At 69.5% G+C, this 20,697-nt stretch carries 18 protein-coding genes, 1 tRNA gene and 1 pseudogene; 8 read left to right on the forward strand and 12 right to left on the reverse strand.

Translation table 11 applies throughout. The features are described 5' to 3' along the window. Nucleotides 1–174 precede the first annotated feature (174 nt). Nucleotides 175–1,446 carry a helix-turn-helix domain-containing protein gene (locus OG223_RS24430; RefSeq protein WP_329252478.1) on the forward strand — a complete coding sequence of 424 codons (1,272 nt, stop codon included), beginning with the start codon at nucleotides 175–177 and terminating at the stop codon, nucleotides 1,444–1,446. Then, nucleotides 1,443–1,988 carry a flavoprotein gene (locus tag OG223_RS24435; protein ID WP_329252481.1) on the forward strand — a complete coding sequence of 182 codons (546 nt, stop codon included), beginning with the start codon at nucleotides 1,443–1,445 and terminating at the stop codon, nucleotides 1,986–1,988. The genes OG223_RS24430 and OG223_RS24435 overlap by 4 nt, the downstream gene beginning before the upstream one ends. On the opposite strand, the gene OG223_RS24440 is transcribed toward OG223_RS24435, so the two are convergent. The 5 genes and pseudogenes from OG223_RS24440 to OG223_RS24460 all read right to left on the reverse strand — a co-directional run bounded on the left by OG223_RS24440 (nucleotide 1,989) and on the right by OG223_RS24460 (nucleotide 7,419). Further along, the gene (locus tag OG223_RS24440) at nucleotides 1,989–3,698 is read right to left on the reverse strand and encodes a relaxase/mobilization nuclease domain-containing protein (protein WP_329252484.1); all 1,710 of its coding nucleotides are present in this window, start codon (nucleotides 3,696–3,698) and stop codon (nucleotides 1,989–1,991) included. After that, a pseudogene (gene mobC / locus OG223_RS24445) lies at nucleotides 3,695–4,338 on the reverse strand (plasmid mobilization relaxosome protein MobC). Before mobC ends, OG223_RS24440 begins: the two are co-directional and overlap by 4 nt. 45 nt (nucleotides 4,339–4,383) lie before the next feature. Continuing rightward, nucleotides 4,384–5,286, reverse strand: coding sequence for a DUF2637 domain-containing protein (locus tag OG223_RS24450; RefSeq protein ID WP_329252487.1), 903 nt, complete (start codon nucleotides 5,284–5,286; stop codon nucleotides 4,384–4,386). A 367-nt stretch (nucleotides 5,287–5,653) separates the two neighbouring features. Continuing rightward, nucleotides 5,654–6,946 carry a DUF3631 domain-containing protein gene (locus OG223_RS24455; RefSeq protein ID WP_329252489.1) on the reverse strand — a complete coding sequence of 431 codons (1,293 nt, stop codon included), beginning with the start codon at nucleotides 6,944–6,946 and terminating at the stop codon, nucleotides 5,654–5,656. 233 nt (nucleotides 6,947–7,179) lie between these two features. After that, nucleotides 7,180–7,419 carry a hypothetical protein gene (locus OG223_RS24460; protein WP_201054394.1) on the reverse strand — a complete coding sequence of 80 codons (240 nt, stop codon included), beginning with the start codon at nucleotides 7,417–7,419 and terminating at the stop codon, nucleotides 7,180–7,182. 96 nt (nucleotides 7,420–7,515) lie between these two features. Here OG223_RS24460 and OG223_RS24465 point away from each other — a divergent pair, with 96 nt between their 5' ends. Then, nucleotides 7,516–8,193 carry a helix-turn-helix domain-containing protein gene (locus OG223_RS24465; RefSeq protein WP_329252495.1) on the forward strand — a complete coding sequence of 226 codons (678 nt, stop codon included), beginning with the start codon at nucleotides 7,516–7,518 and terminating at the stop codon, nucleotides 8,191–8,193. Then, a complete protein-coding gene (locus OG223_RS24470) occupies nucleotides 8,190–9,803 on the forward strand; it encodes a tyrosine-type recombinase/integrase (RefSeq protein ID WP_329252498.1) in 1,614 nt (537 codons plus the stop codon). The genes OG223_RS24465 and OG223_RS24470 overlap by 4 nt, the downstream gene beginning before the upstream one ends. Before the next feature lie 128 nt (nucleotides 9,804–9,931). On the opposite strand, the gene OG223_RS24475 is transcribed toward OG223_RS24470, so the two are convergent. Further along, nucleotides 9,932–10,005, reverse strand: a tRNA-Thr gene (locus tag OG223_RS24475). Nucleotides 10,006–10,240: 235 nt separating this feature from the next. Here OG223_RS24475 and OG223_RS24480 point away from each other — a divergent pair. From OG223_RS24480 to OG223_RS24490, 3 genes are all read left to right on the forward strand, one after another. Beyond that, nucleotides 10,241–11,377: an ABC transporter ATP-binding protein gene (locus OG223_RS24480; RefSeq protein WP_329252499.1), complete on the forward strand. Its 1,137-nt coding sequence runs from the start codon at nucleotides 10,241–10,243 to the stop codon at nucleotides 11,375–11,377. Between the two features lie 205 nt (nucleotides 11,378–11,582). Beyond that, nucleotides 11,583–12,038 carry a hypothetical protein gene (locus tag OG223_RS24485; protein WP_329252503.1) on the forward strand — a complete coding sequence of 152 codons (456 nt, stop codon included), beginning with the start codon at nucleotides 11,583–11,585 and terminating at the stop codon, nucleotides 12,036–12,038. Between the two features lie 97 nt (nucleotides 12,039–12,135). Further along, nucleotides 12,136–12,867 carry a nucleotidyltransferase family protein gene (locus tag OG223_RS24490; RefSeq protein WP_329252506.1) on the forward strand — a complete coding sequence of 244 codons (732 nt, stop codon included), beginning with the start codon at nucleotides 12,136–12,138 and terminating at the stop codon, nucleotides 12,865–12,867. Between the two features lie 183 nt (nucleotides 12,868–13,050). Here the strand turns inward: OG223_RS24490 and OG223_RS24495 are convergent, their stop codons facing one another. The 6 genes from OG223_RS24495 to OG223_RS24520 all read right to left on the reverse strand — a co-directional run bounded on the left by OG223_RS24495 (nucleotide 13,051) and on the right by OG223_RS24520 (nucleotide 19,367). After that, nucleotides 13,051–14,658 (reverse strand): DoxX family protein, encoded by a 1,608-nt coding sequence (locus OG223_RS24495; RefSeq protein ID WP_329252508.1) that lies wholly within the window; start codon nucleotides 14,656–14,658, stop codon nucleotides 13,051–13,053. Nucleotides 14,659–14,776: 118 nt separating this feature from the next. Further along, nucleotides 14,777–15,718, reverse strand: coding sequence for a 23S rRNA (guanosine(2251)-2'-O)-methyltransferase RlmB (rlmB, locus tag OG223_RS24500; protein WP_329252511.1), 942 nt, complete (start codon nucleotides 15,716–15,718; stop codon nucleotides 14,777–14,779). Between the two features lie 110 nt (nucleotides 15,719–15,828). Further along, nucleotides 15,829–17,238 carry a cysteine--tRNA ligase gene (gene cysS, locus OG223_RS24505; RefSeq protein ID WP_329252515.1) on the reverse strand — a complete coding sequence of 470 codons (1,410 nt, stop codon included), beginning with the start codon at nucleotides 17,236–17,238 and terminating at the stop codon, nucleotides 15,829–15,831. Nucleotides 17,239–17,385: 147 nt separating this feature from the next. Next, nucleotides 17,386–17,880: a 2-C-methyl-D-erythritol 2,4-cyclodiphosphate synthase gene (gene ispF, locus OG223_RS24510; RefSeq protein WP_329252518.1), complete on the reverse strand. Its 495-nt coding sequence runs from the start codon at nucleotides 17,878–17,880 to the stop codon at nucleotides 17,386–17,388. Further along, nucleotides 17,870–18,622, reverse strand: a complete 753-nt coding sequence (ispD, locus tag OG223_RS24515) for a 2-C-methyl-D-erythritol 4-phosphate cytidylyltransferase (RefSeq protein ID WP_329252521.1) — start codon at nucleotides 18,620–18,622, stop codon at nucleotides 17,870–17,872. Before ispD ends, ispF begins: the two co-directional genes overlap by 11 nt. 262 nt (nucleotides 18,623–18,884) lie before the next feature. Beyond that, nucleotides 18,885–19,367 (reverse strand): CarD family transcriptional regulator, encoded by a 483-nt coding sequence (locus OG223_RS24520; RefSeq protein WP_003953493.1) that lies wholly within the window; start codon nucleotides 19,365–19,367, stop codon nucleotides 18,885–18,887. A gap of 589 nt (nucleotides 19,368–19,956) precedes the next feature. Here OG223_RS24520 and OG223_RS24525 point away from each other — a divergent pair. Further along, entirely contained in the window at nucleotides 19,957–20,610 is a 654-nt protein-coding gene (locus OG223_RS24525; protein WP_329252524.1) for a DUF461 domain-containing protein, read from the forward strand. The last annotated feature ends 87 nt before the right edge of the window (nucleotides 20,611–20,697 follow it).

The following is a 20,697-nucleotide window of genomic DNA, read 5'->3' on the forward strand; positions in this document are numbered from 1 at the left end:
GCGGCCTCCTGGATCGGTGTGGCAGCTCCACGCAACCGCTTCGGAGGCAGGCGGGGCCACGCCGTGTGCCGGCGCCGCATGACTTATGCAGGAGCTGCATCGCGGTCAATTGCCGCTCGGTTACGCTCGGTTGAGCAGGCAGGATCGGCGGCGGCAGAAGGGGCCGTGGCGCAGATGGCCGAGACACAGAGTGAAGCAAGACGGATCGGCGAAGTGATCCGTCAGGTCCGCGTGTTACAGCGGCGCTCGCAGACGGAGGTTGCCGCCGCCCTGGGGTACCACCAGTCGAAGGTGAGCCGTCTGGAGAGCGGCAGGGGCACCGAGGACGTGCGCACGCTGCGCGAGATCGCGCAGGTGCTGGACATTCCACTGGACCGTCTCGGTCTCGCCGCCTCCTCCGACACCAGCCCCGCCGACCCCGGAACAGAGGACATGCACCGCCGTACCTTCCTGGCCGCGAGCGTCGCAGCTCTCGCGGCTACGCCGTCGTCCACCGCAGCGCATTTCGACCTGGTACAGGTCCTGCTGCCAAGCACGATCCCTGCTGCCACCGGGCAAGCCCTGGACATCGACGAGCTACGGGACCGGACACGGGACGTACGCCGGATGTTCTGCACGTGCGACTACACGGATCTGGAGCGGACGCTGCCGGGTCTGATCACCGACCTGCGCCATGCCGCCAGCGGCTCATCCGGCTCGGCGGAGGCGTCCGGATTGCTCGCCACCGCGTACCAGACGTCGGTGAGTCTGCTGCTGAAGCGAGCCGATCAGGGCAACGCCTGGCTCGCGGCCGGTCGGGCCATGGCCGAGGCGGAACGGTCGGGGGATCCCATCGTCCTCGCCGCCAGTGTCCGCGTTCACGCCCACGTCCTCGTACGCGAGAAACACACAGCCCAGGCCGTGAACATGGTCCGCCACACTGCCGACCAGCTCACCGGTTCCTACGACCAGCGCTCGCCCCGGTATCTGGCAGCGGTCGGCCTGTTGTTGCTGCGCGGGGTGACCGCCGCCAGTAGAAACGGCGATCGCGCCACCACCCAGGACTTCCTCACCGAGGCCAAGGAAGTGGCACGCTACGTCTCCTTCGACCGGCCCGACGCTTGGGCGAACTTCAGCCCCACCAACGTGGCTCTGCACGAGATCAGCGCGGCCGTCTCCTTCGGCGACGCCGGCATCGCGCTGGAAACCGCACGGCCCCTCATGCGACGCCACATTCCCGTCCCCGAGCGCCGGGCCGCGCTCTGGGTGGAGACCGCCCGCGCCTACAGTCAGCAGGGCAGACTCGCCGACGGCTACCAGGCCCTGCGCATCGCCGAGAGCTGTGCGGCCCAGGACATCCGCCGACCGGCCGTACGCGAACTGGTCGCCGACATGGCAGCCCGCGACCGCCGCCGGGCACTGCCCGAGCTGCACCACTTCAGCCGCCAACTGGGAGTGCCCGCGTGAGTGACCAGCCCGACAAGCCGTTCCTCCAGATCGTCGTCTGCGCGGCCGGAGTCGCCGCCGACGTCGGCAAGCTGATCACCGCAGCACAGGAACGGCACTGGGACGTCGGTGTCGTCGCCACCCCGCAAGGACTCGGCTTCCTCGACGTCGAGGCGGTCGAGGCACAGACCGGTCTCCCCATCCGCTCGGCCTGGCGAACACCGGACCAACCGCGCCCCACCCGCCCCGCGGACGCAATCGCGGTCGCCCCGGCCACCTTCAACACAGTCAACAAATGGGCCGCCGGAATCTCCGACAACCTCGCCCTGGGCATCCTGTGCGAAGCACCCGCGATGGGCGTACCTATCGCCGTGCTGCCGTACCTGAACTCCGCCCAGGCCGGCCACCCCGCGTACCGCCAGAGCCTGCAGCGACTGCGCGAGATGGGCATCTTGATCGGGTCGTACGAGCCGCACCGGCCGAAGGCCGGCGGTGGGGCGGATCGGTATCGCTGGGAAGAAGTGCTGGAACTGCTTGCCCCGAGGCTGTCCGCGAGATCGTGATCAGCGCCGCCTTGCTTGCGGCGGTTGTGAGGTCGGGATGGCAGCGGATGTGTGGCCTGCGGCATCCGGGAGTTGTGGTGCGCTGCCGCTCCGTACTGTGCTGCGTGCCTGCGCAGCACGGGCTCGTGCGCTGGGCGCCGGTCGTGTGCTGAGGCGTTGGATACGCCAGGTCAGGACTCGTGCGGGAGAGTCGGCGTCGTCCAAGGCGCGTTGGTCGGCGGCCCGTTGGAGGAGCTGCTCCGGATCGTGGCCTGCTGCCTCAGCCTCGGCGAGAGCAGCGGTGAGGGCGCCAAAGGCGGGGTCTTCGGTGACCTGCTCGACATGGTCGGGCACGGCCTGGTGCAGGTGCCAAATGTGCCGGTCCACGATCGGTTGGGGCGGTCGGCGTTGCGCGAGGGTGGCCAAGGGGGCGGCTGCAGCCTGACCGGAGGCGGCTTGCAGATGGATCAGCGTCTCGCGCGCGGCGGCGACTTGCTGGTCGTGATGGTGGAGTCGGTGCCAGCGGGCGGCGGCTATGACGACGAGGATCGCGGCGTCGAGGAACATCGCCAGGACGGCTCCGTCTTTGGGCGCGGGTTCGCGGAGCATCGTTCGTACGGCGCCGCGCAGAGCCCGGGCGTGGTGGTGTTCGGCATGAATGCGGGAGCGGGTGGCGCGCTCGAACGCGCTTGCCGCCTCTCGGAGTTGAGGACGCACGGCTTGGGGCGTGACAAGGAGAAGGGCGTCGAGAGCTTCACCAAAGGCGGCCAGGTGCGCTTGAGAGGCTTCGTCGTCGGCCTGGTCAAGGTGGTGGGGTATGCGTTCGGCGGCGGCTGTGGCCTGATGCCAGGGGTTGGGCCTGCGCGTGCCCGACTGACCGATGGGCTGCGGCCCCATGCTCGCAAGGCGTTCCTGGATTTTAGGGAGGGACAGGTCCGGGGCAAGTTTGGAGCCGGAGTACCAGATGGGACCCTGGGCGTCGTCCGCAACGGCGACCTTGTATCCCCGTACGTCGCCTGAGGGGAAGTGCACGACCTCGACGAGCACGCCGTCGAGGCGGCTGAGCATGTCGACGAACTCCTCCATGGTGGAGGCGGCGGCCACCGCGGTGCGGACGGTGGCGCGCAGGCGTTCGCGGGCGGTCGTGTCGTGGCCGGCGCGGCGGGCCTTCTCCTGTTCGGCGCGAGTGGGGCGCTTGGCGGCGGTGCGGTCTCCGCGGACGACTTGGAAGAGGCCGTACTCCTTCTCGATGGCGGCAAGTTCACGGTCGGCGGTGAGGTAGTCGTTCCAGTGGCGGGCCGTGCGCAGGTCGGCGCGGACCTTGGTGGCGGCGATGTGGATGTGGTCGGGGGCGTGGCGAACGGCGACCCAACGGCAGCTGTCCGGATCGCCCTCGGGTGCGATGCCGGTGGCCGCGACGACCCGGCGGGCGATGTCGGCCCACTCGTCATCGCTAAGGTGGCGGTCGCTCTCGGCGGCCCGGATCGAGCAGTGCCACGTGTGCTTCTCGGGCGCGCGGCCCAGTCGCCGGGCCTGCTTGACGTGCAGGTCGAGGTCGGCCACGAGGAGCCTCTTCGTGGCTTCGAAGTCGTCGGTGCGGCCGGGGTCGGGAGCGAAGCCGTCCCAGGAGGCGACCAGGTGGGGGTCGGTGTGGTCCTTGGCCTTCTTCGTGTCGAACAGGTACCGGATCAGGCCCGCGGTGTCCGTGCCGCCGCTGATCTTCGCGATCATCGGGCGGACCTTTTGGCGACGGCTTGGTTCGCGGCGGACGCGATGTGGCGGACGGTGGCGCTTACTGCGTCCAAGGTGGGTTCGACCTGGGCCAGCATGGCGTTGTCCCCAGGGTGTGGATGGCCGCCGGAGTGGAGCTTCTTGGTGATCTGGTTGATGTTGTGGCCGATCCAAGCGACCTCGCGGCGCAGGGCGGTCAGTTCGTCGATGTAGTCGTCGAGGGGTGTGCGCTGGCTTGGGAGGGCGAGGTCGCCGTGGAGGTGGGCCATGACGACGGCGCCGACGTAGTGGGCGCCGGCGATGTTCAGGGACCGGGCCTTGGCGAGGATCGCGGTCTTTTCGTCGGTGCTGTAGCGCACGTCGACGCGTTCTTTGCGTTGGACGGGTTCGCGCTGACGGCGGCGGGCGACTCGGTGCAGTGCGGCGGCATCGGCTGCTCGCGGCAGCGGAAGGGCGAGGCTCTCGACGAGCTTGTCCTCCTCGGGCACCCCTGGTGCCCGAGCCCCTCCGCCACCCCTGGGGCGGAGGCACCCTCGTTGGACCGGCCCTTGGACGGTCCAACGGGATACCTTGCTGGCTGGGTTGCGGTGGTGGTCATCTCCCTTTGGGTAGTGGGGAGTTCGTTGCCCGGGTCGTGCATGAGGGGGTTCTCCGTGGTGCGTTCGTGGGGCGGGAAGTTCTGGTCTCAGAAGGCGTGGGCAGATGCCCTGTCGCCTTCGGCCTGTCGCTGCGAGGCGGCCTCGTCGAGTTCGGTCTGCAAGGCGTCTTTGACCTTTTCCGCGTCGGCCCTGCCGATGGACAGGCCCTTGTCTCGTATCGCCGCTTCGATGTGGCGGCGTGAAGCGCGGCCTCCTCGTCCGAGTGGCGCGTTGCGAGCGATGGCGAGGAGCGCCTCGGAGACCGTGCTGGACTCTTGGTCTTCGGGCTCGTCCGAAGGATGCGGTGGCTCCGGCAGATTGGTGGCGTCCTGCGCCACGTCGGTGTGCCGGTCCGCCGCTTCGAGGGCGGCTGGCTGCGGCTGACCGGAATCGTCTTCCGTAAGACGGGCGATCTGGGTGCTGTTGTGGCTGCGGTCGGCAGCGTTGTGGCGTTGAGCGGCGTCGGCGGGCTCGGCAACGAGCTGGTGGATCTGTCGCATCAGGACGCCGAAGGCCAGCAGCGCGGCGGTTGGGGGGACCGCGGCGACCACGTAGTCGAGCAGAGGCACGGCGACGGTGGCACCCGTGCCGTTGACGCCCGCCACGTTGAGTGCGATGGAGCCGACCGATCCGGTGGCGGTGAGGGCGATGGCCCACCCGTCGGTCGCTTGGCGCAAACCGGCGCGGAGCATGAGCAGTTCGCCCGCGATGATGAACGCGTCGAGGGTCGCCGGCCAGGCCCACTGGCGGACCGGGGAGTTCCTGAGCCCGTGTTGTCCGGCGACCTCGGCGAGATGCGCGTACGAGAGCCAGAACCCACCGGCCGTGAGGGCCACGATGACCACACCCGCCGCGATGAGCGTGAATCGCTCGGCGGCCTGCTGGGTCGTGGTCGGCCGTCCCTCGTCGGGGCGTTCGTCTGGGTTGCTGGCGGTGGAGAGGTTCGTCAAGCGGGGTGCTCCTGGGCGTCGGCGTGTGGTCCGTCTTTGCCGTCTTGGCCGTTGCAAGCGCAGGTCAGGGCAGGTACGGCACGGGGTTTGGTCTGCCGTCCCGGCCGATGCCGGAGGCGTTCTCCGGCATCGGCCGGGACGGCTTAGTGGTGGTGTGCCGTCCCAGCGGCTGCCGCTCTGACCTGCGGCGATACGGCGGGGACGGGCGGGACGGCACAAGACGGATCGGGGCGTGGTCCCGGTCCCGCAACGCGGCCTTCATGATCGCGTTGCCGTCTTGCCCCCGGTTGCCGTCTTGTCTGCATGCCGTTTGACCTGCGGGATCACGGCAGGGACGGCAGGGACGGCCACCCGGGGGATGCGGGCCTCAGCCCGAGGCGGAGGCGCTAGGCCCGGCGTCCACCGGGTGGACGGTGGGGCAGTAGCGCCGCCAGGCGTCGAGGAACTTGTTGCGCATGTAGCCCTTGCGCTGGGTTCCGTCGGCGAGGCGGACGTTGCCTGGCTTGATGACGTACGGGCTGAGCATCCGTGCCAGTTCGCGGGAGTCCAGCCCGTTGCGCCCCCACTCTGCCCACGGGGCCTCTGCGTCCTGGCGCAGGTGGTAGAGCAGCTCGTCCGTGGAGAGGCTGTCCGCCTCGCGCTGGGCGGCGAAGACCCGGCGGATGTCGGCGAGGATCCGCGCGCCGCCGGGTCGCTCCTCCTCCGCCTCGACCTCTGTGGCCACCATCCGCGCACACGCCGTACGGGCGCGGCGGGGCCAGGACCCGGCGGCCAGGTCGGCGACGATGACCAAGGGCTCCCAGGTGTCGGCCGCCCGGTCTTCCACCGGCATGACCGGCTCCAGCTCTGCCGCCTCGTCCAGCAACGGCCTGGCCCAGGCAGCGATGCGGTCGCGCAGTTCATGCAGGGCCGGGATGTCGCGGCGGGAGCGGAAGGGCTTGACCTTCTCGCCCTCGGCCCGGCGCCGCATCCGGATCACGATGGCCCGGTCCATGATCGTGTCGGGCAGGTCGCCGATCCCCGCGATGGCCGCCATGGCGAAGGTCGCGAAGCGGTGCGGGGTGTGGTCGTTGCCGACGACCCGGGTGACGTATCGGTTGCGCTGGTGGCCGGCGTTGAGCAGGCCGCGCATCTCCTCGTTCTTCTCGGCCACCTTCGGGGTGCCGAAGATGGTGTCGGCCTCGTCCACCAGGAGCGTGGGCGGGTTCTCCTCGGTGATCGACCGGAAGATGGCCGCCGGTGTGGTGTTGATGGTGAGCATCGGCTCGTGGACCGTCTCGGTCAGCACGTCCAGCAGCCGCGACTTGCCGCACCGCTTCGCCGGTCCCACGACCGCCAGACGCGGCGCGTGCTGCCACGCTGCCTGGAGATGCGTCGCCGCCACCCACAGCGTGACCGCGTCCAGCGCCTCGGACGAGGGCAGGATCACGAACTTCGCTATCTGCCCGCGCAGTTCGTCCAGCAGCACCGAGCCGGGCGTCGGATCCGGATCCGGCACTACCTCCTCGGCGGGCTGATCCCCCGAAGTAGCGTCAGGCGCACCGTCGTTGGCGATCAGCGGGGCTTCGCCGGAGTGGTGGCCGAGCTGGCCGGGGACGGTGACGGGCGGCCACGAGGGCTTGCCGGAGTCGGAATAGGGCTCGGCTCCCGCATGTTCCACGGGGCAGCTCCTTTTCTGGCGGTGGCGGGCGGGTGCGCCCTGGCCGCCGGGTTGGTTCATCACGGGCCGGTTGGGGTTGCTCGGGCCTCCGGCGTTGCACCGCCGGGGGCCCATCCCCGTCTCGCGGGCACCAGGCCACCGCGAGGGAACACGGACCGTACGTCCACACCCGGCAACAGTCCAGCGTTTCTGTGTCAGCTCAGCGCAGAACCGTTTGCTACGGTGCCACGCCATCACGCCGCCAAGCCCAGCAGATCGAGCAGATCCGCCGTCACGACCCGGTAGGCGTTGCCCAGCCGCAGCACCTTGCACGGGTACTCGCCCCGCTTCGCCAGCTCGTACCCCTTGCTCCGCCCGAGCCCGAGAGCACGGTTACCTGTGTCCAGGTCAACGGACACGGGGAGGGCGAGAAGCTCCTCCCGACTCATCCCCTTCGAGTCCTTCATCCGTCCGGCCGTCGCGTCTTCGCGCATGCAGTGCGCCCCTTTTCGGTACAGCCCTCGGCGAACGCGGCGATCACATCCGGCTCCAGGCGTCTATAACCATCATCGGGAAGCTAATGTGTCTCCATGACACAACACGGTGTGGATCCTGATGAGGACGACGTTCCCGAGTGGGAGGACCGGGTCAAGGCCAACGTCGCCGGCGAAGTCCGGCGCAGAAGGAAGGAGAAGGGGTGGAGCGCACAGGACTTGGCCGACCGGTGCGAGGAACTCGGGCATCCCATCCCGCGCAACGTGATCGCCAACATGGAGTCCGGCCGCCGGGCCAGCCTTCCGCTGGTGGACGTCATCGTCCTGGCCGCCGCCCTGGAGACGTATCCGGTCTGCCTGATCTTCCCGGTCGGCTACGTCGACCGAACCCAGGAACTCCCTTTCCAGGACCTCGTGCCCACCTGGGACGCACTGCGTCGCTTCACCGGCGACGAGGCCACGTTCTTGTACGACGCGGGCCTCATCCCCGACTTCGAAGCGCACGACAACCTCGTACGCACTGCACTCGCCGCACTCGAAGAAGCGGAACAGGCACGCTTCGCAGCCAAGACGGCAAGCAACCGCGCCCAACAGGACGAAGCCGAACGCAGGCGGACCAAGTACTCCGACGAGGCCATCTCCGCCAAGTACAAACTCCGCTACCTGCGCCGCGACCTCCTCGACGAAGGCGCCACCCCGCCCTATCTCCCACCCGCGCTGGGCGACGTCGACCTGCCCGACGACCCCAACACCACCCCGGAGGAACGCCTTTGAAGGGCTCCACCTACCGCCGCTGCTCCTGCCGCGACCCCAAGACCAGCAAGGAACTCGGCTCCTCCTGCCCAAAGCGCAACAGCAGGAACCACTGCACCTACTCCATACGCCAGGAGTTGCCGCCCCGCGAAGACGGCAGCCGACGCTCCTTCGCCCGTGGCGGGTACGCCAGCCTCAAGGCGGCCCAGGCCGACCTCGACCACGTACGCGCCCTAATGGCGCTCGCCGAGTCGGACGACCCCGAAGGCGTCCAGCTGATCGCCGAGATGCTGTCCGAGGTCAGCCGCGACAAGCTGCCCCTCCCCGACGTGGAGGAGACCCGGCGCCGCCTCAACGCCGGCCAGGACCTCGTCGGCAGCCTCACCGTGAGCGAGTGGCTGGACCGGTGGCTCGCGGGCAAGCGCATCCGGAAGTCGGGCGTCAGCCGCTACGAGACCGACGTCCGCGTCCACCTCAAGCCCCACATCGGCGACCGCCGCCTCGACCGGCTGCGCGTCAGCCACCTCAGCGAGATGTTCACCGCCATCACCGACGCCAACGCCGAGATCCTGGAGCAGAACGCCCAACGGCGAGCGGCAGTCGAGGAGTTGGCGACCGTGCCGTGGAAGGGCGTGGAGAACCGGGCCCACCGCAAGGCCATGAAGGCGGCGATCGACGTGATGCCGCCCTTCCGTCGCGTCACCGGGCCGTCCACCCGCCAGCACGTCAAGGCCACGCTCCGCGCCGCCCTGAACGAGGCGATCGGCCAGCAGATCATCACGTTCAACCCGGCGTCCCACGTGGAGATCGACCCCGTCCGCAAACCGAAGGCCCTCGTGTGGACGGACGAGCGGGTCGCCCGGTGGCAGCAGACCGGCGAGAAGCCCTCCCCCGTCATGGTCTGGACGCCCGAACAGACCGGCGCCTTCCTCGACTTCGTCGCCGCGGACCGGCTGTACGCCATGTGGCACCTGATCGCCTTCCGCGGCCTGCGTCGTGGCGAGGCGTGCGGCCAGCCCTGGTCGGAGACCAACCTCGACCGACACTCCCTCACCGTCACCGGCCAACTCGTCCAGGACGGATGGGACGTCGAGGCGTCCGAACCGAAGACCGACAGCGGCTTCCGCGTCGTCGCCCTGGACGACGACACCGTCACCGTCCTGGAGCGGCACCGCAAGCAGCAGGCGGCCGACCGCGAGGAATGGGGATCGGCCTGGGTCGACACCGGTCTCGTCTTCACCCAGGAAGACGGCTCCTGGCTGCACCCCGGCAAAGTGACCGACCTCTTCGAACGGCTCGTCGCCGCCTCCGGCCTCCCGCCGATCCGGCTCCACGACCTCCGCCACGGCGCGGCCACCCTCATGCTCGCCGCTGGCATCGACGTGAAGATCGTGTCGGACACCCTCGGGCACAGCGACACCCGCATCACGCGGGACATCTACCAGAGCGTCCTCCCCCACGTCGGCAAGAGTTCAGCCGAGGCCACCGCCAAGCTGGTCCCTCTCCAGCGCAAGGCCGAGGCGGAGAAGGCGGCCCGCAAGGCCGCGAAGGCCGCCCAGAAGGCCAAGGAGAAGGCGAAAGCCCAGGCCAAGGCGAAGAAGAACAGGATGCGGAAGAAGCCCAAGAAGTAGGGCACCGAACCGCTCCGCTCACGCATCGCTCACGCAAGCCACCTCACGGCACCCCAGCCGTGCGACGCGCCATGCCCCGAGCAACACAAAAGGCCAGGTCACGGGCTATGTGACCTGGCCTTCGAAGGAGCCCCCTGTCGGATTCGAACCGACGACCTACGCATTACAAGTGCGTTGCTCTGGCCAACTGAGCTAAGGAGGCCTGCGCGTGTGCAAGGCGCCTGCGAGGCGTGCGCGATCACGTGCCTGGTGCAGTGTACCCAGGTCCCCGTCGCGCCCTGTCGAAAATTTCCGCGAAGTTCACATGCGTTCAGGTACTGACAGACCAGGCAAACGCCAGGTACCGTCCTGACCCAGTTCACTCGCGTGGACTACACCACCACCTTCCTACAACGGATCGTCCGGCACGTTCCTGCCGGTAGAAGGGGGCCTTCACCATGGCCACTGTTTCGTTCGACAAGGCGACCCGGATCTACCCGGGCACCGAGAAGCCCGCCGTCGATGGTCTGGAGATCGAGGTCGGGGACGGCGAGTTCCTCGTCCTCGTCGGTCCGTCCGGCTGCGGCAAGTCCACCTCGCTCCGGATGCTCGCGGGGCTCGAGGACGTCAACGCGGGTGCCATCCGCATCGGTGACCGCGACGTCACGCACCTGCCGCCGAAGGACCGGGACATCGCCATGGTGTTCCAGAACTACGCGCTGTACCCGCACATGACGGTCGCCGACAACATGGGCTTCGCGCTCAAGATCGCCGGCGTCAACAAGGCCGAGATCCGCCAGAAGGTGGAGGACGCGGCGAAGATCCTCGACCTCACGGACTACCTCGGCCGCAAGCCGAAGGCGCTCTCCGGCGGTCAGCGCCAGCGTGTCGCGATGGGCCGCGCCATCGTGCGTGAGCCCCAGGTCTTCCTCATGGACGAGCCGCTGTCGAACCTCGACGCCAAGCTCCGTGTCTCCACCCGTACGCAGATCGCCTCGCTGCAGCGCCGCCTCGGCATCACCACCGTCTACGTCACCCACGACCAGGTCGAGGCCATGACGATGGGCGACCGGGTGGCCGTACTGAAGGACGGTCTGCTCCAGCAGGTCGACTCGCCCCGCAACATGTACGACCGCCCCAAGAACCTCTTCGTGGCCGGCTTCATCGGCTCCCCCGCCATGAACCTGATCGAGGTCCCGATCACCGACGGCGGCGTGAAGTTCGGCAACTCGGTCGTCCCGGTCAACCGCGAGGCCCTCAAGGCCGCCACCGACAAGGGTGACCGCACGGTGACCGTCGGCGTGCGCCCCGAGCACTTCGACATCGACGAGCACAACGGCGAGGCCGCGAAGTCCCTCACCAAGGACTCCGAGGACGCCCCCGCCGGTCTCGCCGTCTCCGTGAACGTCGTCGAGGAGCTGGGCGCCGACGGCTACGTCTACGGCAGCGCCAAGGTCGACGACAACCTCACGGACCTGGTCGTCCGCGTCAGCGGCCGCTCGGTGCCGGACAAGGGCGCCACGCTCCACGTGGTCCCGCGTCCGGGTGAGATCCACGTGTTCTCGACCTCCACGGGCGAGCGCCTCACCGACTGATCAAACGTTCCCAGGAAGGGCCCCGCGGTCAACCGCGGGGCCCTTCCTGTTGGGCGCGGCCGCCGACCGTGTCGACAAATACCCCGGCAGACCGGTCATTTCGAGCAGTGTTCGTCAACCCCCTACCCAATTCGAGGCACCAATCCATCCCCCATATTGGTGACTAAATGTCGCCAAATCATTACCGGGCGCTACCCTCACACGCGTGAAGCACTCCAATAACCAACAGCCGCGACGCGGCCGGGGCCCCGCCCGCCGGGTCGGCCGCACGCTCGCCCTCGTCCTGCCCGTCGTCATGGTGCTCTCCGGGACCCTCGCGGTCACCCGGGTCAACTGGTCGGGGAGCCCCTCCAGCTCGATGCTCACCGCGACGGACGTCACGGCGGCCGGAGCGTCCTCACGGGCCGCCGCACGCGCCCCGCAGGACATCCTGCGCGACCAGCTCCTGACCGAGCTCCAGGACAAGAACCCCGGCGTCGTCCTGACCCACCTCCAGGAGGCGGTGAACGGCCAGCCCTCGCTCGCCGGCCACTGCACCTCCATCGCCCGCGCACTGGGCCGCGCCGCCGTCCGTATCTACGGCGCCGCACGCGCCCAGTCCTACGCCCGCCCCGTGTGCGACACCGCGTTCGCCTCCGGTGTCATGGCCGCGCACAGCTGACCCGGAGCCGGTGCCCGGAGTAGGAGGTCGGTAACGGCTGATTAAGGAACGGTTGCAGCCGAAAGATGCGGTGGGGCCGCCACGTACAGTTCGGGTCATGACCGATCCGAACGCCGCGTCGCGCCCCACCCAAGCCGTGATCCTGGCCGGTGGCCAGGGATCCCGGCTGCGCCCGTACACCGACGACCGGCCCAAGCCGATGGTCGAGATCCCCGGCACGGGGACTCCGATCATCGGCCATCAGCTCGTCTGGCTCGCCGAAGAGGGCGTGACCGACGTGGTGGTCAGTTGCGGGCACCTCGCCGAGGTGCTCCAGGACTGGCTGAAAACCGCCGATCTGCCGGTCGACGTGACCACGGTCGTCGAGACGGAGCCGCTGGGCCGCGGCGGCGGCCTCAAGTACGCCGCCGCGCGTCTGCCCCGGCCGGACAGCGCCTGGTACGCCACCAACGGCGACATCTGGACGCGCTTCTCGCTGCGCGACATGGCGGACTTCCACACCGAGCGCGACGCGGTCGCCACGATCGCGCTGGCCCGGCCGCGGATTCCTTGGGGGGCCGTGCAGACCGACGGCTTCGGGCGGGTCACGGACTTCATCGAGTCGCCGCCGACGCAGTACGCGATCAATGCGGGGGTGTACGTCTTCTCGCCCGAGTTCGCGGAGTTGTTGCCGGAGCGGGGGGATCACGAGCGGACGACGTTCCCTCACCTTGCTCGTGAGCGGCGGTTGGCCGGGTTCCCCATCCCTCAGGGGGCTTACTGGCGGGCCATCGATACCGCGAAGGACCTCAGGGAAGCCGCCAAGGAGCTTGCTGCGCTTGGTCGTTGAGTGCGGTCCACTGTGGCTGGTCGCTCCCGCGCGGCGGAGCCGCACATTGATACAGCCCCGCGCCCCTGGGGCAACTGCCCCCAGGGCAATCAAGAGGGCCCGCACTGGAAAGTGCGGGCCCTCTTGGTATTTACCGGAGTCAGCCGGTGGGCGACTGCGTCAACAAGCCGCCCACCGGCCCAGTTACCCCAACAGGCCGCCCACCAGGCCCGGCTGGCCGGAGGAGGACGAACCCCCGGTGCTGGAGCCGCCGTTGGAGCCGGTGCCGCCGCTGGTACCGCCGCCGGACGTGGGTCCTGAGGTGGTGCTGGGGGCCTGGCCGGCCGGGGAGGACTGCTGGGGCTGGGTGCGGCCCGCGGTGCCCTGGGTCTGGCTGGGGGCGCCGCTGGTGGCCGTACCGGAGGAGGAGCGGGTCGCGCCCGGGGTTGTCGCGGCACCGGACGGCTTGGGTGAAGTCGCGTGCCGGGACGGTGACTTGGACGCCTTGGGGCTGCTGCTGTGGCTCTTGGTCGGCTCTCCGGGGAGCGGGGCGCCCGGCAGTTCGTTGCGCGGGGCCTCGCCGGGGCCGGGGACGACCACACGGCTGGAGTCGCGGACCGCGCCGCCGAGCAACGAGCCGACGAGCAGAGTGAGTCCGATGGCGACGGCCGTGACGAGGGCGCCGCGGCGCAGGACGTAGCGGCGCAACTCCCAGATGTCCGCGCGGGGTCCGAGGCGGCGCCAGGCGCTGCCCGCGAGGCGGCCGTCGACCGAGTAGACCGGGGCGCCCGCGATGATCAGCGGGGACCACGCGGCGAGATAGATGATGTCCGGCGCGTCGTAGGCCGGGACGGTCTTCCAGCTCACCGTGACGATCAGTGCCGCCGAGAGCAGCGCGCCGAAGACCGCGGCGACCCGCTGCCACAGGCCGAGGATCGTGAGGACGCCCACGATGACCTGTGCGAAGGCGATGACGAGGCCGGAGCCGACCGGGTGCTGGAGCGCGAACTGCCGTAGTGGCTCGGCGACTTCCCACGGGTGCAGGGTGTTGAGCCACTTCACCATCGAGCCGCGCTTGCCGCCGTCGAAGTAGACGGGGTCGCACAGCTTGCCCATGCCGGCGTAGATGGAGATGAAGCCCAGGAAGATGCGGAGCGGGAGGAGAACCACGCCGAGGTTCATCCGGCGGCCTGGGTAATAGGCGTGCCGTACGGGCTCGTTGGGGTTGCGTCTGGTGCGGCGCTCGCGTTCCGCGCCCTCGAAGTCCTCGAACTCCTGGTCCCCGTAGGCGGGTTCGTCGTAGGCGCTGCCCACCGTCCGCATGGGCGGCAGGAGTCGGTTCTCGCCGGTGTCGTGATCGCCGCCGCGCTGGGGGCCGACGACCGGGGTCTCGATGGTCTGCACGGTCAGGTCGCCGTCGTAACTGCCGCTGTCGATACGGGGGATGACCTGCGTGGCTCCGGCGTCGCCGCCCGGTTCTTCGCCGTGCCGGACGCCCGTGCCGCGCACGGCCTGGAGCAGCCGGTGGGCGCCGGTGTCGTCCGGGGCGGACTTGCCGCTCCAGACGACGGGCCGGCGGCGCGCGCCGGCGGCGGGGATCCGGCCGGGGACCTCGGTGGCGCTCAGGTGCCGTGCGATCCGCGGCGACGGGGAACGCGTCGAGGCGCCCAACTGCACGCGGAAGCTCGCATGATTGACGATGATCTGCGCCGGATCGCTCGGCACCTTCACCATGCTCAGCGCGGGAGCGTCGTCGAAGCCCGACGGGCCGTCCCCCGTGGGTGTGCGGGGTGTTCTGGTGTCCACACTCATCTAACCGAGTGACGTGTGTTTAGGACACTGCTTTGACTCGCCGGAAGTGTCCGGACCGCGTCAAGCGGGCGCGCGGCGCCCAGATTGCCCCGAGTGGGGGACGGCGCCGAACGCCCGTTCAGGAACGCTTGCGTGCCGCCTCGTAGAGCACGATGCCCGCCGCCACACCGGCGTTGAGGGATTCCCCGCCGCCTGGCATCGGGATCCGGACCCTGAAGTCACAGGTCTCGCCCACGAGTCGGGACAGGCCCTTGCCCTCGCTGCCGACGACGATGACCACCGGGCCTTCCAGCGCGGCGAGTTCACCGACCTCGGTGTCACCGTCGGCGGCCAGGCCCACGATCGCGAGGCCCGCCTTCTTGTACGCCTCCAGGGCGCGCGTCAGGTTGGTGGCGCGGGCGACGGGTGTACGGGCGGCGGCACCGGCGGACGTCTTCCAGGCGCCGGCGGTCATGCCGGCCGCGCGCCGCTCGGGCACCAGGACACCGTGCCCGCCGAAGGCGGAGGCCGAGCGGACGATCGCGCCGAGGTTGCGCGGGTCGGTCACCCCGTCGAGGGCGACGATCAGCGGATCCTCGCCCTTGTCGTAGGCCGCGTTGGCGAGGTCCTCGGCGTGCGCGTACTCGTAGGCCGGGACCTGGAGGACCATGCCCTGGTGGTTGAGGCCGTTCGTCATGCGGTCCAGCTCGGGGCGCGGGGCCTCCATGAGGTGGACGCCGCCGCGCTCGGCGACGAGCTGGAGCGCCTCGCGCACCCGCTCGTCGTTGTCGATGAACTGCTGGACGTAGAGCGTGACCGCCGGGACGCCCTCGCGCAGCGCCTCCACGACCGGGTTGCGCCCCACGACCATCTCGGACGTGCCCTTGCCGCCGCGCCCGCGCGCCGCAGGGCGACGCTGGACCTGCTTGGCCTTGGAGTTGGCGATGCGGTTCTTCTTGTGGCCCTTGCGCGCCTCGGCGGGCGGGGTGGGGCCCTTGCCTTCGAGGCCCCTGCGCCGCTGGCCGCCACTGCCGACCTGCGCGCCCTTCTTGCCGGACATGCGGCGGTTGTTGGCTGCCATGACCTACCTGTCTGTTCAGAGTCGTATCAAGAGTTTGTGGACGTACGTCTATGCAGTGTGCCGCCCGGAGGGCCGGGCGGCACAGTCGATCTTCGTTGACCGGGACGGGTTCAGCGTGGGCCGAGGGTCCAGCGGGGGCCCTGCGGGCCGTCCTCGATGATCAGGCCCGACTGGTTGAGCTGGTCGCGGATGGCGTCCGCGGTGCCCCAGTCCTTACGGCCCCGGGCGGCCTCGCGCTGGTCGAGGACCATGCGGACCAGGGTGTCGACGACACCGTGCAGGTCCTCGCCGCGGTCGGTCTCGCCGGCCCACTGCGGGTCCAGCGGGTCCAGACCGAGGACGCCGAGCATGGCGCGCACCTCGGCGAGACGCGCTACGGCGGCTTCCTTGTCGTCGGCGGCCAGCGCGCTGTTGCCCTGCCGGACCGTGGTGTGCACGACGGCGAGGGCCTGCGGCACGCCCAGGTCGTCGTCCATCGCCTCGGCGAACGCCGGCGGCACTTCGGCCGCGGGCTCGACGACTCCCCCGGCCTTCCCTGCCTTTTCGGTGACTCGCTGCACGAAGCCCTCGATCCGCGCGAACGCGGACTCCGCCTCGCGCAGGGCCTCCTCGCTGTACTCGATCATCGAGCGGTAGTGCGGGGTGCCGAGGTAGTAGCGCAGCACGATCGGCCGCCACACCTTGACCATCTCGCTCACCAGCACGCTGTTGCCGAGCGACTTCGACATCTTCTCGCCGCTCATGGTGACCCAGGCGTTGTGCACCCAGTACTGCGCGAAGTCGTCGCCGTAGCCCTTGGCCTGGGCGATCTCGTTCTCGTGGTGCGGGAAGATCAGGTCGAGGCCGCCGCCGTGGATGTCGAAGGCGGGGCCCAGGTACTTGTGCGCCATCGCCGAGCACTCCAGGTGCCAGCCGGGGCGGCCGCGGCCCCACGGGGTCTCCCAGTCGGGCTCGCCCGGCTTGGTGGCCTTCCACATCGCGAAGTCGCGGGGGTCGCGTTTCCCGGTGATGCCGTCCTCGGAGGGCTGGCGCAGGTCGTCGATGTCCTGGTTGGAGAGCTGGAGGTAGTCCGGGTACGAGCGCACGTCGAAGTAGACGCTGCCGTCGGCCTCGTACGCGTGACCGCGCTCGATCAGCCCGCGCATCATCTCGATCATCTCGGGGACGTGGCCGGTCGCCCGCGGTTCGTACGTCGGCGGGAGGCAGCCGAGTGCGCTGTAGCCGTCGTTGAACGCGCGCTCGTTCTCGTACCCGATCGCCCACCAAGGGCGGCCCTGGTCACGGGACTTGGCGATGATCTTGTCGTCGATGTCCGTGACGTTGCGGATGAACGTGACGCCGTAGCCGCGGTATTCGAACCAGCGGCGGAGGATGTCGAAGTTCAGGCCCGAGCGGATGTGGCCGATGTGGGGGGCGGCCTGCACGGTGGCACCACACAGGTAGATCGAGACACAGCCCGCTGTGAGCGGGGTGAAGTCGCGAATCTGCCGGGCGCTGGTGTCGTACAGACGAATGGTCACGGTACAAGGGTAGTGGGCGGTACAGGGTGCCCGGTGCCTTCCGGCGGATTAGCCGTTTTCGGGTGCGGGCCCGGTGGGGGCTGGTCGCGCCCACGCGGCGGAGCCGCAAATCGATACAGCCTCGCGCCCCTAAAAAACTCGGACCAGTCAGCCGCGTTTCACCACCAACGCCGTTGCCACCGCCATCAAGCCCTCGTTCCGTCCCGGGAAGCCCAAACCGTCCGTTGTTGCGCCTGACACCGAGACCGGGGCTCCCGCCGCCTCCGACAACAGCTTCTGCGCCTCGTCCCTGCGCTTGCCGATCTTCGGGCGCGGGCCGATCACCTGTACGGCGATGTTGCCGATGGTGAAGCCCGCCTCGCGGACGATCCGCGCGGCCTCTGTCAGGAGCGTGATGCCGGACGCGCCCGACCACTCCGGGCGGCCCGTGCCGAAGTGCTGGCCCAGGTCGCCGAGGGCCGCTGCCGAGAAGAGGGCGTTGCAGGCCGCGTGGGCCACGACGTCCGCGTCGGAGTGGCCGGCCAGGCCCGGGCCCTCGTTCTCCCACTTGAGGCCGGCGCACCACAGGTCTCGGCCCTCCTCGAAGGCGTGGATGTCGGTGCCGATGCCGACCTGAGGGAGGGGGTACGGGTCAGAAGCCATCGTTGAGCCTCCTGCGGGCCAGGACCGCCTCCGCGAGGACGAGGTCCAGGGGGCGGGTCACCTTGAAGGCCTCCTCGTGACCGGGGACGACCACGACCGTCAGGCCGAGCTGCTCGACCATGCTCGCGTCGTCGGTGACGTTGTCGGTGACCGTCTCGTGGGCGTGGACGAGCGTGGCGCGGTCGAAGCCCTGCGGGGTCTGTACGGCGCGGAGGCGGGCGCGTTCCGGGGTGGCTACGACCGGTTCCGGTGCGCCCGGCGTCTCGGCCGGCTCGACTTCCTTGACCGTGTCGGCGAGGGGCAGGGCCGGTACGACGGCGGGGGCTCCGTCCCGTACGGCCTCGATGACCGCGTCGACCGTGTCGACCGGGACGAGCGGGCGGGCCGCGTCGTGGACCAGGACGATGTCGTGGCCGGGGGGCAGCGCGTCCAGGCCGAGCTTCACGGACTCCTGGCGGGAGTCGCCGCCGGGGACGACCAGGAAGTCGGTGCGCTCGGGCAGCGCGTGGGCGTCGAGGAGGGTCTTGACCTCGGCGGCGCCGTCGGGCGGGGCCACGACGACGACCAGGGAGACCGCGCGGGACGCGGCGAGTGCGCGGATCGCGTGGATGAGCATGGGAGTGCCGTTCAGCGCGCGTAGCGCTTTGGGAGCGCCCGGGCCTAGGCGTACGCCCCGTCCGGCGGCCGGGATCACGGCGGCGACGGAGGACTGCGCCTGCGAAGAGCGCGAATCGTCAGACATCGGTTCCTGTCAGGTTTGTGTGCTCGACCTACGTGGGTATGGCCTCAGGAGTGCCGGGCGCGACGCCTTGACCGGACCCTTCCGTGACACCGGTCGAGCCTGCTGCCCGGGCCCGGCACGCCATTATCGGGGGATGTCTCTCCGGCGTTCGGTGAGGTCGGGAAATTTCCTCCGAACATGCCGAAGCGCCCGGCGACAGGGGGACTGTCATCGGGCACCACGGCATTTCAGTGTGCTGAGCAGGGCGTACCAGTCGCCTGCGTCAGGACGCGAGAACCTCGTCGAGCAGGGCCTCGGCCTTGTCCTCGTTCGTGTTCTCCGCGAGCGCGAGCTCACTCACCAGGATCTGGCGAGCCTTGGCGAGCATGCGCTTCTCACCTGCGGACAGTCCGCGCTCGCGCTCACGACGCCACAGGTCACGGACTACTTCCGCGACCTTGATGACATCGCCGGAGGCGAGCTTCTCGAGATTTGCCTTGTAACGACGCGACCAGTTCGTGGGCTCCTCGGCATACGGAGCGCGCAGCACCTCGAAGACCCGGTCCAGCCCGTCCTGACCGACCACATCACGTACGCCGACGAACTCCGCATTGTCCGCTGGCACACGCACCGTCAGGTCACCCTGAGCGACCTTCAGCACCAAGTAGGTCTTGTCCACGCCTTTGATCTGGCGAGTTTCGATAGCCTCGATCAGCGCGGCCCCGTGATGGGGATAGACCACGGTGTCGCCAACCTTGAACGTCATGTGACAGGTACCCCTTCCGTGGCTATCCAGGGTAACACGGAAACTGCGGGTTCTGAATGGCGTTTTCGCAGGTCAGGGCATATCTCGGGGCTTGACAACAGCAACAGGAACGTGCTGCGGAAGCCGAGCGGAAGAGGGTATTCGCAGGTCGGAGCAGCTCTCCGGGCGAGGTGAAACGCGTACGTTACACACATCCGGAGGCGTCCCCAAGTGGGCGAACGTCCCCAAATGTCTGGTTCCAAGTGCCTGACTTCCGCTACTCCGTTCGGTGGCCGGAGCCCGGTGCGAGACGAATCCGGAATTGATCACCGAGGTGGCGTGGAACGACCGGTGATCAATTCTTCGAGGTGCCCTGCATTCTTCACGGAAAATCCGCCGACGGACGGCTGAGCTGCTTATGTGAATGCCGGACGAGCGCCGGGCACAAGTGACCCGTGAGTCACTTGTGGCACACGGGTACCCGGTTGGGGGAGGGTCGGGTGCGGTGGCGCGGGAACGGCTCGGTAACCTAAGGCCGCTGACAGACACTTAGGGCGGCTTTATTCGGGAGTCGCCCTGCTCCGCCCACGTTCAAGGAGTAGCCGCCGCCGTGAGCAGCAGCCTTCGACGCGGCACCCTCGCCGCCGCCGCCATCGCGTTCTCGATCGCCTCGCTCGCCGCGTGCGGTGCCGGCAACGACGCCCAGACGCTGGAGGTCAAGCCGGACAACGCGGCCGCCTCCGTCGGCGACATCAAGGTGCAGAACGCGCTCGTCATCACCCAGCCCCTCACCGAGTCCGGTACCGAAGGCGCGGGCCCCGCGGTGATCTCCGCGACCCTGTTCAACACCGGTGTCAAGGACCAGACCCTGGACTCCGTCAGCGTCGACGGCGCCGGCAGCGTCACGCTGACCCCCGCGAAGGGCAAGGGCAAACTGGTCGTCCCGGCCGGCGGCTCGCTGATCCTGGGCGGCAAGGGCAACGCCTCCGCGGCGCTGGCCAGCCCCGGCGACAGCCTCCAGGACGGCAACGCCCAGAAGGTCACCTTCACCCTCAGCACGACCGGCGGGGTGGGCCTGAGCGCGTTCGTCGTCCCGGCCGACAGCTACTTCACCAAGTGGGGCCCGACCGCGATCCCCACGGCCGCCCCGGGCGCCTCCGCGACCACCTCCGCCTCCCCGAAGCCGGGCAAGAGCACGTCGGCCACCCCGACCGACTCGGCCTCCGCGAGCGCGACGGCCACGGAGTCGGCGTCCGCCGGCTGAGCGGCCGTAGCAGCACGTCGTACGACGAAGGGCGGGACCTCACACAGAGGTCCCGCCCTTCGTCGTACGCACTGCCTAAGGCCTGGC

The organism is Streptomyces sp. NBC_01478 (assembly GCF_036227225.1).
Lineage (GTDB): Bacteria > Actinomycetota > Actinomycetes > Streptomycetales > Streptomycetaceae > Streptomyces.

Bases quoted from the DNA above. Each gene is read 5' to 3' on its own strand.
- OG223_RS24430 (WP_329252478.1), top strand. From the start codon at position 175: ATGGCCGAGACACAGAGTGAAGCAAGACGGATCGGCGAAGTGATCCGT.
- OG223_RS24440 (WP_329252484.1), bottom strand. From the start codon at position 3,698: ATGATCGCGAAGATCAGCGGCGGCACGGACACCGCGGGCCTGATCCGG.
- OG223_RS24460 (WP_201054394.1), bottom strand. From the start codon at position 7,419: ATGCGCGAAGACGCGACGGCCGGACGGATGAAGGACTCGAAGGGGATG.
- OG223_RS24465 (WP_329252495.1), top strand. From the start codon at position 7,516: ATGACACAACACGGTGTGGATCCTGATGAGGACGACGTTCCCGAGTGG.
- OG223_RS24480 (WP_329252499.1), top strand. From the start codon at position 10,241: ATGGCCACTGTTTCGTTCGACAAGGCGACCCGGATCTACCCGGGCACC.
- OG223_RS24490 (WP_329252506.1), top strand. From the start codon at position 12,136: ATGACCGATCCGAACGCCGCGTCGCGCCCCACCCAAGCCGTGATCCTG.
- OG223_RS24495 (WP_329252508.1), bottom strand. From the start codon at position 14,658: ATGAGTGTGGACACCAGAACACCCCGCACACCCACGGGGGACGGCCCG.
- rlmB (WP_329252511.1), bottom strand. From the start codon at position 15,718: ATGGCAGCCAACAACCGCCGCATGTCCGGCAAGAAGGGCGCGCAGGTC.
- ispF (WP_329252518.1), bottom strand. From the start codon at position 17,880: ATGGCTTCTGACCCGTACCCCCTCCCTCAGGTCGGCATCGGCACCGAC.
- ispD (WP_329252521.1), bottom strand. From the start codon at position 18,622: ATGTCTGACGATTCGCGCTCTTCGCAGGCGCAGTCCTCCGTCGCCGCC.
- OG223_RS24520 (WP_003953493.1), bottom strand. From the start codon at position 19,367: ATGACGTTCAAGGTTGGCGACACCGTGGTCTATCCCCATCACGGGGCC.